Below are 14,218 nucleotides of genomic sequence, written 5' to 3' on the forward strand. Positions count from 1 at the left end.
TGGAAAGCAACAGGCCCCATCCATGACCAAAATAAAAAAAAACTGCGGACAAACTTCAATTTTCATTGAGTTTGTCCGCAGTCTGAAAGGCCCTGACAAAAGGGTCTTTCACGTGTACATACTATCTGCTTTCTTGTGGTCAGACTGGCGGCGAATGTTCGCCTGTCTCCTAACATACAAGCGTTATAAAAGCTGGTCTTCCGGAAAGTCGAAAGTCAGCTTTCCAAGCTTTTCTCCGCGAATATCGCGGATAATCATATCTGTGGTTTTGTCGTAGTCAATTTCGCTGCGCCCGGCATAGCAGCCGCGCAGCTTTCCAATATGATTAAAAAGATCGACCACATCCTCCGGGATGTCATCAAGCTGGTAGCGCTCCTTTAGGCGGTCTGGATAGTGGACTTCCAAAAAGCGCAGAGCAAAAACGGCTACATCCTGTAAATTAAGAATCGCATCTTTGATCGCTCCGGTAAGAGCCAGCTTAAAGCCCGTCTCTTCATCTTCAAATTTTGGCCATAGGATACCCGGCGTGTCCAGAAGTTCCATTTCTTTTCCCGCTTTAATCCATTGCTGGGCTTTCGTCACGCCAGGCATATTGCCGGTCTTAGCAATATTTTTTTTAGCGAGCCGGTTGATTAGCGTAGACTTCCCTACATTTGGGATGCCGACAATCATTGCCCGGATGGCTCTTGGCTTGATCCCTCTGGTTTTCATGCGGTCGAATTTGTCCTTCAGGATCTCCTTGGCCGCTTTATTAATAGCGGCAAGACCATTCCCTGCATGCGAATTAATCGCTAAAGCCGGAATCCCCTTGTCTTTAAAGTAAGCCAGCCAGCGACTGGTTACTGAGGGGTCTGCCATATCGGCTTTATTTAAAAGCACCAGCCGCGGCTTCTGTTGAATAATTTCATCAATCATCGGATTGCGCGAAGAAACCGGCAGGCGGGCATCCACTAATTCAAAGATAATATCAACAAGCTTCAGCTTTTCTGTTACTTGTCTCCTTGCTTTGGCCATATGGCCGGGAAACCATTGAATTGTCACAGTCTTCACCTCTGTTCTGTCAAAATACTACTATGTTAATCGACGAGGCGCAGTTTGTTTAGCGGCCAAAAAACAAGGCTGGTGTCGCCAACTACTTCATCCATTTTAACCGTGCCAATGTGGCGGCTGTCTTTACTGTACAGGCGGTTATCCCCTAACACAAAAACTTCGCCTTCAGGCACTGTTTCTTCCCCTGTAATATCTTTTAAGGTAAAGTCAGGAGTAAGCGGTCCAGGCTCTTGCTCTTTATACTCGTCTAAGTAAGGCTCTTTATAGTACTTTCCATTAACGTACAGCTTATCATCTTTATATTCTATTTTATCGCCAGGAAGGCCGATAACACGCTTAATATAGTCTTTATGTTCCGGTGCATGAAAAACAATAATATCAAACCGTTCAGGTTGTCCTAACTTATTGACAATCATCCAGTCACCGTCATTTAATGTCGGCATCATTGACTCTCCGTCTACGACAATCGGCGCAATAATAAAATAACGAATAATTGCAGCCAGCCCGATTGCGATTAAAAAAGCTTTTGTCCACTCCCAGAATTCGTTTTTTTCCTTTGCCAAATTCGTCACCACCTAATTTATTATGTAATTATCATATCATCTTGGGCGCTATTGAGGAAAGAAAGGGCTCTTTCATTTGAAAAAGGAGCTTGTTTCCAAGCTCCTCTCACGAAAATGCCTATTATTATCGAATTTCTTTAATACGAGCTGCTTTACCGCGAAGGTTACGCAAGTAGTACAATTTAGCACGACGAACTTTACCACGGCGAGTAACTTCGATTTTTTCAATCTTAGGTGTGTGAAGCGGGAACGTACGTTCAACGCCTACGCCGTAAGAAATTTTGCGAACTGTGAATGTTTCGCTGATTCCGCCGCCGCGACGCTTGATAACAACCCCTTCAAAAACCTGGATACGCTCGCGTGTACCCTCAACAACTTTTACGTGTACACGTACTGTATCTCCAGGACGGAATGCCGGAAGATCTGTGCGAAGTTGTTCCTTAGTAAGTTCTTCAATTAATTTGTGCATATTATTCCTCTCCTTCTAACAGATGCTCAATACAACTTTTTTGAGTCACAGCGGAACACCGTTTTAATGGGCTTGGACTGTTGTCACAAACCACTAAAAAATTCTATCATATTTGAACCAGCAAATCAAGAATCTCTTTCTTTTTTCCACTCTTCTAACCAGGCTTTCTGCTGGTTAGATAACGGATAGTCTTCTAACAGATCCGGACGACGCTCCCACGTCCGTTTTAATGACTCTTTGTTTCTCCATTCTTCAATGAATCGATGGTTCCCGGAAAGAAGTACATCCGGCACCTTCAAACCGCGGAATTCAGCAGGTCTAGTGTAGTGGGGATGCTCAAGAAGACCGGAAGAAAAAGAATCCAGGACAGGGGATTCTTCATTGCCAAGCACATCCGGCAAAAGGCGGACGACACTATCAGTCACGACCATAGCCGCCAGTTCTCCGCCGGTCAGCACGAAATCACCGATTGAAATTTCATCGGTTACAAGCTGCTCACGAATCCTTTCATCGTAGCCTTCATAATGTCCGCAAATGAAAATAAGGTGCTCCTCCGCTGCCAGCTCTTCGGCTTTTTTCTGCGAATAGCGCTCTCCTTGCGGGCACATTAAAATTACACGGGGATGGGAAGAAGCGGATGACGCTTTCGCCTGTTCGACCGCATCAAAAACCGGCTGCGGCTTTAATACCATGCCGGCCCCGCCTCCATAAGGATAATCATCCACTGTTTTATGCTTGCTGTCAGAAAACTCCCGAAAATTGATGACATTGTATTCGACTTTTCCTTTTTCAGCGGCTTTTTTTAATATCGAGGAATGAAGAACCCCATCAAACATTTCTGGAAAAAGAGAAAGAATATCAATCTTCATCATGATAATAATCCTTCCATCGGTTCAATAAAAATTTGCTTTTCTTTGACATCCACTTTTTTCACGATTTGCTCAATGTATGGGATATAGCAGTCTTTCCCATCTTTCCCTTTCACGACCCATACGTCATTCGCGCCAGGCGTGAGAATTTCCGTTACTTTGCCGATTTCTTCTTCATCCACCGTCTTCACAACACAGCCAATGATTTCATGAAAGTAGTATTCTCCTTCATTCAATTCGCCTAGCTGGGATTCTTTTATTTTCAACAGTCCGCCTTTAAACGGCTCGACCATGTTTAACCCTTCGAATCCTTCAAATGTAAGCAAATCAAATGACTTATGTTTACGGTGTGATGTGATGACCAAAGGTTTCTCTTCTGTTTCACCAGGCATAAACAGATAGAGGACATTTCCTGTTTTATACCGTTCATCAGGAAAATCCGTTCTTGAAATCACTCTTACCTCACCGCGGATTCCATGTGTATTTACAATCTTTCCGACATTAAACCATTTTTCCATTCTTGGTTCACCTCTAACGAATCTCAACAACAATGCCATCTTTAATGACGATTGTCTTTTCGGTTTCTTCCCAGCGATCACCGACTTGAACATCAATGAGCGCCTGTACTTCTTTTTCTTTTAATTCACTGCCAAGGGGAAGCATCTCAAGCTGGCTTTTTTGAAAATCAATATTTTCTATCTTTTGCCTGCGCTGTTCCATCTCTTTTTGAAAAAAGCCGGCTTTCTGCTGGCGGCTGCCTTTTTGCTGCCTTTCCGTCTTCTTTAATTCAAAGCGCAATTGTTCATATTCTTTTTCCAGCTGGCTTTTTTTATCCTGATAAGATGAAAGCAGTGATTGTTTCAACGTTTCTGTTAATACTTGCTTAACCACTACCGTCCGCAAAACTTGCATGCCTCCGCCTTCCTTTCTATGCCAGATCTCCCTGCCTCCTTGGGAACTAGAGACATCAATCATCTTGGCTAGAAGGTTACAGCCCCCTCCAGCCAGCTTCGCTTTCGTTGTTAAAAATTTATATGAAAAAAGGGAGGTTATCCCTCCCTATTCGGCTATTTCTACATACACTTTTTTTTGGTGAGCAGCGTTTGCTGCTGCTGTTGCAATGGTTCTAACCGCCTTAGCAATGCGGCCGTGCTTACCGATAACTTTTCCGATATCATCTGGGTGAAGAGATAACCGGTAAATTGCTTTGCTTCCTTCTGTTTTCTCTTCTATGATGACTTGCTCCGGATGGTCGACAAGTGGTTTAACAATTGCTAAGATTAGCTCTTCCATTTCTCTTATTTGCTAACTTTAGCGTTGTGGAATTTTTCCATAATGCCTTGTTTAGAGAAAAGGTTGCGTACTGTATCAGATGGTTTCGCACCATTTTGGAGCCATTTTAGTGCTAGCTCTTCATCGATTTTTACCTCTGCTGGTTGAGAGATCGGATTGTATGTTCCGACTGTTTCAATTTGACGTCCATCACGTGGAGAACGAGAATCTGCTACTACAATACGATAGAATGGAGCTCTTTTAGAACCCATGCGTTTTAAACGAATTTTTACTGCCATTTTTAAAGCACCTCCGAATAGTTTTACACAAGATAGAATAATAACAAATAACAAGGTTGTTTGTAAAGGTTTTTTTCTTTACATTTTATTCAGCCCCGATAAAGAGCCGGTTTTTTATGATTCAGCATTGGCCTGGCACGCTTGAACAGCTGTTTTCGCTTTCCTTACATAAACGGAAATTTGAATGGCATTCCTTTTTTCTTGCCTTTTTGCTGCATGCCGGACATCTGCTTCATCATTTTCTTCATTTCTTCAAATTGCTTCAGAAGACGGTTCACTTCTTGAATGGATGTTCCGCTTCCTTTCGCAATCCGCTTTTTGCGGCCGGAACTGATGATTTCCGGATGCTGCTTTTCCTCGCTGGTCATCGATTGGATGATCGCTTCGATATGGGAAATTTGCTTTTCATCTACTTGAACGTTATTTAAGCCCTTAATTTTATTGGCGCCAGGAAGCATTTTTATAATCTCATCCAGCGGTCCCATTGAACGGACTTGCCCAAGCTGCTCAAGAAAATCGTCGAATGTAAAAGACATCGTCCGCATTTTTTGCTCAAGCTCTTTTGCTTTTTCCGAATCCACGTTCGTTTGCGCCTTTTCAATCAGCGTCAACACGTCACCCATGCCCAGAATTCGGGAAGCCATTCGTTCTGGATGGAAAGGTTCGAGAGCATCCAGCTTCTCCCCCATCCCCGCAAACTTAATCGGCTTCTCGGTAACTGCACGGATCGATAAAGCAGCCCCTCCGCGCGTATCACCATCAAGCTTCGTTAAAATGACACCTGTTACGCCGAGCTGATCATTAAAGCTCTGGGCCACATTGACTGCATCCTGACCAGTCATTGCATCTACTACAAGGAAGATCTCATCAGGGTTAGTCAGTTCTTTGATGTCCTTTAATTCGCCCATCAAGTCCTCGTCAACATGCAGACGACCGGCTGTATCAATCAAAACATAGTCGTGATGATCAGCTTTTGCCTGTTCGATTGCCTGCTTGGCAATTTCCACAGGGCTGACTTGATCGCCTAATGAAAAAACAGGCATATTCAATTGTTTACCGAGTGTTTCCAACTGCTTAATAGCGGCCGGTCGGTAAATGTCCGCTGCTACAAGCAATGGCTTGCGGTTGTAGCGCTTGCGCAGCAAATTAGCCAGCTTGCCGGTTGTTGTCGTTTTACCGGCCCCTTGCAGACCGACCATCATAATCACTGTTGGCGACCGCTTGGCTACCGCAATCTGGCTTTGCTCGCCGCCCATCAGCTCAGTCAATTCTTCTTTAACCACTTTAATGACTTGCTGTCCGGGCGTTAAGCTTTTCATTACTTCCTGGCCGACAGAGCGTTCGCTGACTTTCTTGACAAAGTTTTTGACGACTTTAAAGTTAACGTCTGCCTCAAGCAGGGCAAGGCGCACTTCTCTCATCATTTCTTTGACATCCGCCTCTGTGACTTTTCCTTTGCCGCGGATTTTTTGCATCGTATTTTGCAGTCGGTCGGCTAATCCTTCAAATGCCATCTTGCCGCCTCCTAATCTAATTTCTCAAGCGATTCAATAATTGACAGACCGTCATCTGAAACAAATGTCTTTAACTGCTTCAGCAAACGGCTGCGCTCTTGAAATTTTTTAAATAACAATAATTTGCTTTCGTACTCCTCGAGCATTGCTTCGGTACGCTTAATATTGTCATATACCGCTTGGCGGCTTACTTCATACTCTTCCGCAATTTCACCGAGAGAGAAATCATCAAGGTAATAAAGGGACATATAACTGCGCTGCTTATCCGTTAACAAAGAATGATAAAAATCGTACAGAAAATTCATTCTTGTTGTTTTTTCAAGCATGAACAGCCCCCCTTGTTAAGTTAAAACCCTTTACATAAAAACAGTCTACCGACTTTCCCCACTGATGTCAAGAAAATATCTTTACGGCTAAGAAAAGCAAAGGGCGGCCTTCATGACTGCAGGTAAACGTTCTTGCACCACCCAATAATAAGTTGGGCTAGCCATAAAGCATCCACTAACTGATGGACATGGCAGGCCTCTGCTTCTTGCTGAAAACCAGCTTATTCTTCTTCTTCCGAATCCTGCTCTGTTTCTTCAAATGCTGTTGAAAATAAACCATACACATATTTCTCGGCATCAAATTGCTGAAGATCATCCATTTTTTCTCCTAAACCGACAAACTTGACAGGAATTTCAAGTTCTTTGCGAATAGCCAGCACAATGCCGCCCTTTGCCGTTCCGTCAAGCTTTGTCAGCACAATGCCGCTTACGTCTGTTGCTTCCTTAAAAGTTTTTGCCTGGACCATCGCATTTTGTCCTGTCGTTGCATCAAGAACGATTAACACTTCATGCGGCGCCCCCGGCACTTCTCTTTCAATGACTCGCTTTACTTTTTCGAGTTCCTTCATTAAATTCACTTTGTTTTGAAGACGACCGGCTGTATCACATAACAAAATATCGGCATTCCGTGACTTTGCTGCCCGCACAGCATCATACATGACTGCGGCTGGGTCTGACCCTTCCCCTTGCTTAATGACATCTACTCCTGTGCGCTCTCCCCAAACCTCGAGCTGCTCAATCGCTCCGGCCCGGAAAGTATCACCGGCAGCCAGCAGCACAGTTTTGCCTTCTGATTTGAATTTATGAGCAAGCTTGCCGATTGTTGTAGTTTTTCCTACGCCGTTGACACCTACAAAAAGAATAACTGTCAGTCCCTCTTCTTGTATGTTCAGCTCATTCGGCGTTTCCTCGCCATTTTGGTAAATAGCCACGAGCTTTTCTGTAATGATGTCGCGGACTTCTGCCGGGTCCTTCGTATTGCGGCGCTTCACTTCATGTTTTAATTGTTCAATCAGATCCATCACCGTGTCAAAGCCAACATCGGCGCCAATCAGAATTTCTTCCAGCTCTTCAAAAAAATCCTCGTCAATTTTGCGATAGCGCGCGACGAGATCATTTACTTTGCTTGAAAAGTTATCACGTGTTTTAGTTAATCCTGTTTTGAATTTTTCTGCCGCTTGATCGGTAGAAGTCGTTAATTTTTCTTTTAATTTCTTAAAAAAGCTCATCTGCTTTCCTCCTCTATTTACGAATTTGACAAGCCAAATAGCGGCGGCTTTGGCAAACGGCCGCCCGCTGACTTTTAAGCCTATGAAACAGGTGCTTCTGTTTTTTGATCCATTGTGACGGATACAAGTCTTGACACGCCTGATTCCTGCATCGTAATGCCATAGAGCGCGTCAGCTTCCTCCATCGTTCCTTTTCTATGAGTAATAACAATAAATTGTGTATCCTTGCTAAATTGCTTTAAATAGCGGCTAAAGCGGAATACGTTGGCTTCATCTAAAGCCGCCTCTACTTCATCGAGCACACAAAACGGCACAGGGCGCACTTTCAAAATTGCAAACAAAAGGGCGATAGCTGTTAATGCCCGCTCTCCTCCGGACAAAAGACTTAGACTTTGCAGCTTCTTGCCGGGAGGCTGGGCAACGATCTCAACTCCTGTGCTTAGCAAATGCTCCGGGTCGGTTAAGCGCAATTCTGCCCTTCCTCCTCCGAATAATGATTGGAAAACCGGGAGAAATTGTGTGCTGACTGATTGAAAGGTTTCCTTAAACCTTTTCGTCATCTCCTCATCCATTTCCTCGATGACCTGAGATAATGTATCTTTCGCTTCCTGCAAATCAGCCCGCTGCTCCTCCAAAAAGGTATATCGCTCCGATACTCGTTCGTACTCTTCAATAGCTCCTAGATTGACGCTGCCTAATTCTTTAATAGACAGTTTAATCAGATGGAGCTTTTTCCGGACTTCCTCAATCGGAAATGGCAGCGGATATTTTTCTTTGGCTGCTTCGTATGTGAGCGCATATTCTTTATTTAACTGCTCCAGCCGATTATCAAGCTCTACATCAAGACGGTTGATTTTGACTTCTTCATCCTGAACAGCTTCACTCATTGCTTTATGAAGTCTTCTCAATTCTTTCAGCTCTTTGTCCTCGGCCTCCAGACGGCTTAGCTTGTCCATTCGTTCATTTCTGCGCATCGCGATCAGCTTGGTGATTTCTTCTTTATCCTGCCGTTTTTTGCGGGCAGCTTCGTCAATTTCTTCCTCGCCTTGTCCGCTTGCTGACATTTCTGTTTTCAGCCAATTTAAATCCTCATTCCACTGTTTATACTTTTGTTCGGAGGCAGCCAGTTCGGCAAGAACTTGCTCGAGACGCTCGTTCCCTGACATCAGCTGTTCATTTTTAACTGCAAGCTTGGAATTCAACTCACTGATTGCTTGAGCGATTGTTTCTTTCAAGGTGCTTTCATGCGCCCTTTGCTCGGTTAATTTCTTAATTTGCGCATCGAGAGCTTCAATTTCCTGCCCGCTCTCGGCTAGCTGGGTTTCCGCTTTTTCCAAAAGCTGCTGCAGCCGCTGCTGTTCGGCTTCAAACTCTTGCTTTTCTGTATCATAAATCGACAGGCGGCTGTTGATCGTTTGATAAGCAAATTGCCACTCCAGCTGTTCGTTTTTACATTCCTGCTCTTTTGCCCGGATTGCTTCCGTTTCGTTCCTCATCTCTTTCAGAAGCGCTTCTTTAGAAAGGATATTTCCCTTTAGTTTTTTCACTTCACGCTCAGCCGCCGCCGTCTTTTCCTCCATAGGAGCAAGCTTGGCTTTTAGCGTTTCCAGCTCATTTTTACGGCTGATCAACGAAGCGCCTTTTTGCTTTAAGGCTCCTCCTGTCATAGAGCCCCCAGGGTTCACCACATCACCATCGAGCGTGACGATCCGGTAACGGTAATTGAGCAGCTTGGCCAATTCGTTGGCACCTTCAAGATGGGCGGCGATTACCGTATGGCCGAGAAGGTTCGTGATCGCCGGTCGGTAGGTGCTAGGAAAACGGATCAAGTCAGCAGCAATTCCGATAAAGCGGCCGTCATTTTCAAGCTGTGCAATAAGAGCGGCCGGAAATACTTTTTCTTTTATGGACGTTAGCGGCAAAAATGTTGCCCGGCCAAATCGGTGCTTCTTTAAAAAGCCAATCGCTTCGCGGGCAGCGCGCTCATCAGCAGTGATAATGTGCTGCATGCTGCTGCCAAGAGCTACCTCAATCGCCGTTTCATATTCTTTTGGCACATCAATCATTTCCGCGACGGCCCCTTCAATGCCTGAAAGCTGCCGACCTCTCGCCTTCAAAATTTCTTTGACCCCTTGGAAAAAGCCGGAATAGTCCTCTTCCAAAGATTCAAGCATCTCCTTGCGCGATTTGGCATCTTGAAGAATTTGATAGGCTTGATAAAGACTGGATTCCTGCTTCTCGTATTTCGCTTTCATTGCTTCGAGAAGCTGCTGCTCCCGGTGCAAACCATCTAAATGAGCCGTTACGCGCTCTTGCTCAGAGGCGAGGGCGGCTTCAATGGCGGACTTTTTAGCTTCTATTTCCTGCCGTTCCGCCAAATACTTCTTGTTTTCCGCATCGAGCCGCTCTTTTCTGCGTGTCAATTGTTCAAGCTGCTGTATAACGTGCTGTCGCTCGTTCTTGGCAGATGCCTGTATATTCAGCTTATCAATATAGTCAGATTTTAACGACTCAATTTCTGCTTCCAGATTTTTAGAAAGCTGCTGCATTTCCTGTTGTTGTTTAGACAATCGCTTCCTACATTCAGCTTCTTCCCGCCGATCCGCTTCCACTTTCTCTTTTAGTTGCTCAGCTTGGATGGAAAGCTGCTTGATTTTCTCTTTAGTCTCCGCTAGGTTGTCAGCAAGCTGGCCTTCATTTTGAATCGCGTTCTTTCTTCGTTCCTGAAGCACCTGCTTGCGGCCTTCCAGCTTTTCCAGCTCCTCGCTGGCAGCGAGCAGCACCCCTTGCAAATCGTTCACTGACTCATCAAGAGCCGTGATCTCTGTCCGCAATTCCTCCGCTGTTGCTTCTTTCTTCTGCAAATTGGCAAAAAGTACAGATTCCTGTTCTGCATGCTCGCCATGACTCGACTTTAACTTTTCCCACTGGCCATGCAGCTCGTCAATTTCATATACGATGGCTGCAATGTCATAGCTTGTCATTTCTTCTTTTTTATCGAGATAGTCCCTTGCAATAGAGGCTTGCATCTGCAATGGTTCGATCTGCCCTTCCAGCTCATGCAGTATATCCTGGACGCGCAACAAGTTTTCCTGGGTTTCATCAAGCTTTTTTTCTGCCTTCTTTTTGCGGGTTTTATATTTTAAGACACCTGCTGCCTCTTCAAAAATTGCCCGGCGCTCTTCCGGCTTGCTGTTTAATATTTCTTCTACTTTGCCCTGGCCGATAATCGAAAACGCTTCCTTGCCAAGTCCTGAATCCATAAATAAATCGACGATGTCCTTCAAACGGCAAGGTCTCTTATTGATAAAATATTCACTGTCTCCGGAACGATAGACCCTTCTTGTGACATTGACTTCATTATATTCAATAGGAAGGGTCTGGGCTTCGTTATTTAAGGTGAGCGTCACCTCAGCAACATTCAGCTGCTTGCGGCTGTCACTGCCGGCAAAAATGACATCTTCCATTTTACCGCCGCGCAAACTCTTTGCCGATTGCTCTCCCAGCACCCAGCGTATGCCGTCAGTAATGTTGCTTTTCCCCGAGCCATTCGGACCGACTACAGCTGTCACGCCATCGACAAATTCAACAGACACGCGCTCCGCAAACGATTTAAACCCGGCAATTTCCAGTTTTTTCAGGAACATGTTCCTTTCCCCTGCCTTCTACTCTGTAAGTTGTTTCAAAGCTGCCAAAGCCTTTTGAGCGGCCAGCTGCTCGGCTTCTTTTTTGGACTTGCCTTGCCCGTTTCCCAGTACCTCTCCATTCAACGAAACTTGAGAAACAAATTCTTTACTGTGCGCCGGGCCTTTCTCTTGTAAAATTTTATATTCAAGCAGCCCTTTCGTTTGGCGCTGCACCAGTTCCTGCAGCTGGCTCTTATAATCCATCATATGAGAAAAAGCACCGGAATCAATTCGAGGAAAAATAATCTCTTTCAAGAAACTGAGGACTGTATCCATTCCTTGGTCCAAAAATAAGGCGCCCATGAACGCTTCAAATACATCTGCCAAAAGGGCTGGTCTCATGCGTCCGCCAGTCATTTCTTCTCCTTTTCCGAGAAGCACATATTTGCCAAAGTTCAACTCATTAGCGAAGGTGACAAGAGACGGCTCGCAAACCACCGCAGCTCGCAGCTTTGTTAAATCCCCCTCCGACATTAATGGGTATTTTTTGAACAAGTAGTGAGAAACGGTTAACTCAAGCACCGCATCCCCTAAAAATTCAAGTCTTTCATTGTCCTCGTATGGTTTTTTCCGATGCTCATTCACATAGGATGAATGGGTAAAGGCATGCTTTAATAAATTCTCATCATGAAAATGAATACCTAAGTTTTCCTGCAGCTGCTGAAACTGCTGCTCTCTTCTCGATAAAGGCCTTTTAGAGTCTCTATGTGGTTTTTTCATTGGATTTCCTCCGGTAATTAAACTAATTTGCATCCACCACACACAGTGTAGTCGAAATTGAAAAAAATCGCAAAAGAAGAAAGCTCCGTTCCAGGAACGGAGCTTGTATTCTTCGAACGATTAATTTTTGCTGTTTATGTAATTCACAGCGTCGCCCACTGTTGCGATTTTTTCTGCATCATCGTCAGAGATTTCCATGTCGAACTCATCTTCTAATTCCATTACAAGCTCAACTACGTCCAAAGAATCCGCTCCAAGATCTTCCTTAAAAGAAGCTTCAAGAGTTACTTGGGATTCCTCTACTCCAAGACGATCTACGATAATTTTCGTTACACGCTCTAATACATCTGCCACACTCATTCACCTCCCCTCAAGTCATTATAGACGATTTTCGGTAAAGATAAAATAAATTTTCTGCTTATCAAGCGCCATTCGCTTTCTTTATTGTCCAGCTCCTGGCACTAGCAGCTCGCGGGCAAATCATCCGCAAGCGAGAAAGTCAAAGAGCGACTTTCGCTTTTCACCTTACATGACCATGCCGCCGTCGATGTGAAGCGTTTGGCCAGTAATGTATTTAGAGTCTTCCGATGCCAAAAACACTGCCGCTTTGGCAATGTCTGCCGGATCGCCGAAATAGCCAAGCGGAATTTGGCCAAGCATAGCTGATTTTGCTTCTTCCGGCAACGCATCTGTCATATCTGTCGCGATAAAGCCCGGCGCTATAGCATTTACAGTAATGCCGCGGGAAGCGAGCTCTTTCGCTGTCGTTTTTGTTAAACCAATGACACCGGCTTTAGCAGCGGTATAGTTGGCCTGCCCCGGATTTCCGCTGACACCGACGATAGAAGCGACATTAATAATCCGGCCGCTCCGCTGCTTCATCATCGGCCGGGTAACCGCTTTTGTGCACAGAAAGACGCCTTTCAAGTTGGTATTGATAACATCGTCCCACTCTTGCTCTTTCATGCGCATTAATAGGTTATCGCGGGTAATGCCGGCGTTGTTGATAAGAATATCGACCTTGCCGAATGCTTCTGTTGTTTGCTTGACCATTTCTGCCACCGAATCACTGTCGGCAACGTTGCACTGGATGGCTACTGCTTTGCGGCCAAGCGCTTTGATCTCCTCGACTACTTCATTTGCTTTTGCTTCGCTTCCAGAATAGTTAACGGCTACATCTGCTCCTGCACGAGCGAGCTCCAGAGCAATTTCGCGCCCGATTCCGCGGGATGCGCCTGTTACTAGAGCGGCTTTTCCTTCTAATTTCATTGGGCTGCCTCCTTTAATGCTTTCGCTGCTTCTTGGATGGACGCTCCATCTTGCACAGCGTAAGTTGTTACTTTCCGATTTACTTTTTTGATAAGTCCTGACAGCACTTTCCCGGGACCAATTTCAATAAAGGTATCAACGCCTGCTTCAATAAGCGCCTCGACGCTGTCTTCCCAAAGAACAGGAGAATACAGCTGCTGAAGCAGCTTCGCACGGATATCTTCCGCTTTCACTACCGGTTTCGCATCGACATTGGCAATCAGCGGTGTTTCACAATCTTTCACTTCGACTCCGTTCAGCACCGTTTCCAGCTGCTCGGTCGCCGGCTTCATCAAGGAAGAATGAAAAGGACCGCTCACATTTAACGGCAGCACCCGTTTCGCTCCTTTTTCCTTCGCTCGCTCACCAGCTAATGCCACTCCATTTTTTGTCCCTGAAATGACAATTTGCCCCGGGCAATTTAAGTTGGCAAGGCCGACTGTTTCCCCGGATGCTGTGACTTCAGCTGTGACCTCTTGCAAAAGGCTCCGCTCCATTCCAAGCACAGCCGCCATCGTTCCTTCACCGGCAGGCACGGCCTGCTCCATAAATTGGCCGCGCTTGTGAACGGCATAAACCGCATCTTCAAACGTCAGCGCTTTAGCCGCTGCCAAAGCTGTATACTCCCCTAAGCTGTGGCCGGCAACAAAGTCCGGTGTGATGCCTTCCTTTTCAAAAATTCTTAATGCAGCTATGCTCGCCGCCAAAATAGCCGGCTGCGCATGCATAGTTAAAGTCAGCTTTTCTTCTGGACCATTGAACATAAGATCACTTAATGAAAAGCCCAGCTTTTGGTCCGCTGCTTCAAACAACTCCCGAACCTCTTGATACTCATCTGCAAGAGCTTTCCCCATTCCAACTGCTTGTGATCCTTGTCCCGGAAAAACAAAGGCGATTTTTCCCACTTTTACTT

General features: G+C 45.2%; 16 protein-coding genes. All 16 read right to left on the minus strand.

Features of this window, described 5'->3' with window-relative positions; translation table 11 throughout:
- Positions 1–183: 183 nt before the first annotated feature.
- On the minus strand, positions 184–1,041 hold the full coding sequence (gene ylqF / locus BBA02S_RS02945) for a ribosome biogenesis GTPase YlqF (RefSeq protein WP_041099946.1): 858 nt from the start codon (positions 1,039–1,041) through the stop codon (positions 184–186).
- A gap of 35 nt (positions 1,042–1,076) precedes the next feature.
- Positions 1,077–1,613: a signal peptidase I gene (lepB, locus tag BBA02S_RS02950; protein WP_041099944.1), complete on the minus strand. Its 537-nt coding sequence runs from the start codon at positions 1,611–1,613 to the stop codon at positions 1,077–1,079.
- Positions 1,614–1,737: 124 nt separating this feature from the next.
- A complete protein-coding gene (gene rplS, locus BBA02S_RS02955; protein WP_041099942.1) occupies positions 1,738–2,082 on the minus strand; it encodes a 50S ribosomal protein L19 in 345 nt (114 codons plus the stop codon).
- A 125-nt stretch (positions 2,083–2,207) separates the two neighbouring features.
- Positions 2,208–2,951 carry a tRNA (guanosine(37)-N1)-methyltransferase TrmD gene (trmD, locus tag BBA02S_RS02960; RefSeq protein WP_041100327.1) on the minus strand — a complete coding sequence of 248 codons (744 nt, stop codon included), beginning with the start codon at positions 2,949–2,951 and terminating at the stop codon, positions 2,208–2,210.
- Entirely contained in the window at positions 2,951–3,469 is a 519-nt protein-coding gene (gene rimM, locus BBA02S_RS02965; protein WP_041099940.1) for a ribosome maturation factor RimM, read from the minus strand. Before rimM ends, trmD begins: the two co-directional genes overlap by 1 nt.
- Before the next feature lie 13 nt (positions 3,470–3,482).
- Positions 3,483–3,863 (minus strand): YlqD family protein, encoded by a 381-nt coding sequence (locus tag BBA02S_RS02970; RefSeq protein ID WP_041100325.1) that lies wholly within the window; start codon positions 3,861–3,863, stop codon positions 3,483–3,485.
- 147 nt (positions 3,864–4,010) lie between these two features.
- Positions 4,011–4,244 carry a KH domain-containing protein gene (locus BBA02S_RS02975; protein ID WP_041099938.1) on the minus strand — a complete coding sequence of 78 codons (234 nt, stop codon included), beginning with the start codon at positions 4,242–4,244 and terminating at the stop codon, positions 4,011–4,013.
- Positions 4,245–4,249: 5 nt separating this feature from the next.
- A complete protein-coding gene (rpsP, locus tag BBA02S_RS02980; protein WP_041099936.1) occupies positions 4,250–4,522 on the minus strand; it encodes a 30S ribosomal protein S16 in 273 nt (90 codons plus the stop codon).
- A 164-nt stretch (positions 4,523–4,686) separates the two neighbouring features.
- Positions 4,687–6,036, minus strand: coding sequence for a signal recognition particle protein (gene ffh / locus BBA02S_RS02985; RefSeq protein WP_041113104.1), 1,350 nt, complete (start codon positions 6,034–6,036; stop codon positions 4,687–4,689).
- 11 nt (positions 6,037–6,047) lie between these two features.
- Positions 6,048–6,362 carry a putative DNA-binding protein gene (locus BBA02S_RS02990; RefSeq protein WP_041099932.1) on the minus strand — a complete coding sequence of 105 codons (315 nt, stop codon included), beginning with the start codon at positions 6,360–6,362 and terminating at the stop codon, positions 6,048–6,050.
- 221 nt (positions 6,363–6,583) lie between these two features.
- Positions 6,584–7,591 carry a signal recognition particle-docking protein FtsY gene (gene ftsY / locus BBA02S_RS02995; RefSeq protein ID WP_041113103.1) on the minus strand — a complete coding sequence of 336 codons (1,008 nt, stop codon included), beginning with the start codon at positions 7,589–7,591 and terminating at the stop codon, positions 6,584–6,586.
- Positions 7,592–7,671: 80 nt separating this feature from the next.
- Complete coding sequence (gene smc / locus BBA02S_RS03000) at positions 7,672–11,238, minus strand: chromosome segregation protein SMC (RefSeq protein WP_041113102.1); 3,567 nt, start codon at positions 11,236–11,238, stop codon at positions 7,672–7,674.
- A gap of 18 nt (positions 11,239–11,256) precedes the next feature.
- Positions 11,257–11,997, minus strand: coding sequence for a ribonuclease III (gene rnc, locus BBA02S_RS03005; RefSeq protein ID WP_041113101.1), 741 nt, complete (start codon positions 11,995–11,997; stop codon positions 11,257–11,259).
- 120 nt (positions 11,998–12,117) lie between these two features.
- Positions 12,118–12,351, minus strand: a complete 234-nt coding sequence (gene acpP / locus BBA02S_RS03010) for an acyl carrier protein (RefSeq protein WP_041100323.1) — start codon at positions 12,349–12,351, stop codon at positions 12,118–12,120.
- A gap of 171 nt (positions 12,352–12,522) precedes the next feature.
- Positions 12,523–13,266: a 3-oxoacyl-[acyl-carrier-protein] reductase gene (gene fabG / locus BBA02S_RS03015; protein ID WP_041099924.1), complete on the minus strand. Its 744-nt coding sequence runs from the start codon at positions 13,264–13,266 to the stop codon at positions 12,523–12,525.
- The gene (gene fabD / locus BBA02S_RS03020) at positions 13,263–14,210 is read right to left on the minus strand and encodes an ACP S-malonyltransferase (protein ID WP_041113100.1); all 948 of its coding nucleotides are present in this window, start codon (positions 14,208–14,210) and stop codon (positions 13,263–13,265) included. The genes fabG and fabD overlap by 4 nt, the downstream gene beginning before the upstream one ends.
- Between the last annotated feature and the right edge of the window lie 8 nt (positions 14,211–14,218).

Source organism: Bacillus badius NBRC 15713 (assembly GCF_001591605.1).
Classification (GTDB): domain Bacteria; phylum Bacillota; class Bacilli; order Bacillales; family Domibacillaceae; genus Pseudobacillus; species Pseudobacillus badius.

What these genes read in the sequence shown, in the direction of transcription:
- rplS (WP_041099942.1), bottom strand. Translation starts at nt 2,082, where the DNA reads ATGCACAAATTAATTGAAGAACTTACTAAGGAACAACTTCGCACAGAT.
- trmD (WP_041100327.1), bottom strand. Translation starts at nt 2,951, where the DNA reads ATGAAGATTGATATTCTTTCTCTTTTTCCAGAAATGTTTGATGGGGTT.
- rimM (WP_041099940.1), bottom strand. Translation starts at nt 3,469, where the DNA reads ATGGAAAAATGGTTTAATGTCGGAAAGATTGTAAATACACATGGAATC.
- BBA02S_RS02970 (WP_041100325.1), bottom strand. Translation starts at nt 3,863, where the DNA reads ATGCAAGTTTTGCGGACGGTAGTGGTTAAGCAAGTATTAACAGAAACG.
- BBA02S_RS02975 (WP_041099938.1), bottom strand. Translation starts at nt 4,244, where the DNA reads ATGGAAGAGCTAATCTTAGCAATTGTTAAACCACTTGTCGACCATCCG.
- rpsP (WP_041099936.1), bottom strand. Translation starts at nt 4,522, where the DNA reads ATGGCAGTAAAAATTCGTTTAAAACGCATGGGTTCTAAAAGAGCTCCA.
- ffh (WP_041113104.1), bottom strand. Translation starts at nt 6,036, where the DNA reads ATGGCATTTGAAGGATTAGCCGACCGACTGCAAAATACGATGCAAAAA.
- BBA02S_RS02990 (WP_041099932.1), bottom strand. Translation starts at nt 6,362, where the DNA reads ATGCTTGAAAAAACAACAAGAATGAATTTTCTGTACGATTTTTATCAT.
- ftsY (WP_041113103.1), bottom strand. Translation starts at nt 7,591, where the DNA reads ATGAGCTTTTTTAAGAAATTAAAAGAAAAATTAACGACTTCTACCGAT.
- smc (WP_041113102.1), bottom strand. Translation starts at nt 11,238, where the DNA reads ATGTTCCTGAAAAAACTGGAAATTGCCGGGTTTAAATCGTTTGCGGAG.
- rnc (WP_041113101.1), bottom strand. Translation starts at nt 11,997, where the DNA reads ATGAAAAAACCACATAGAGACTCTAAAAGGCCTTTATCGAGAAGAGAG.
- fabG (WP_041099924.1), bottom strand. Translation starts at nt 13,266, where the DNA reads ATGAAATTAGAAGGAAAAGCCGCTCTAGTAACAGGCGCATCCCGCGGA.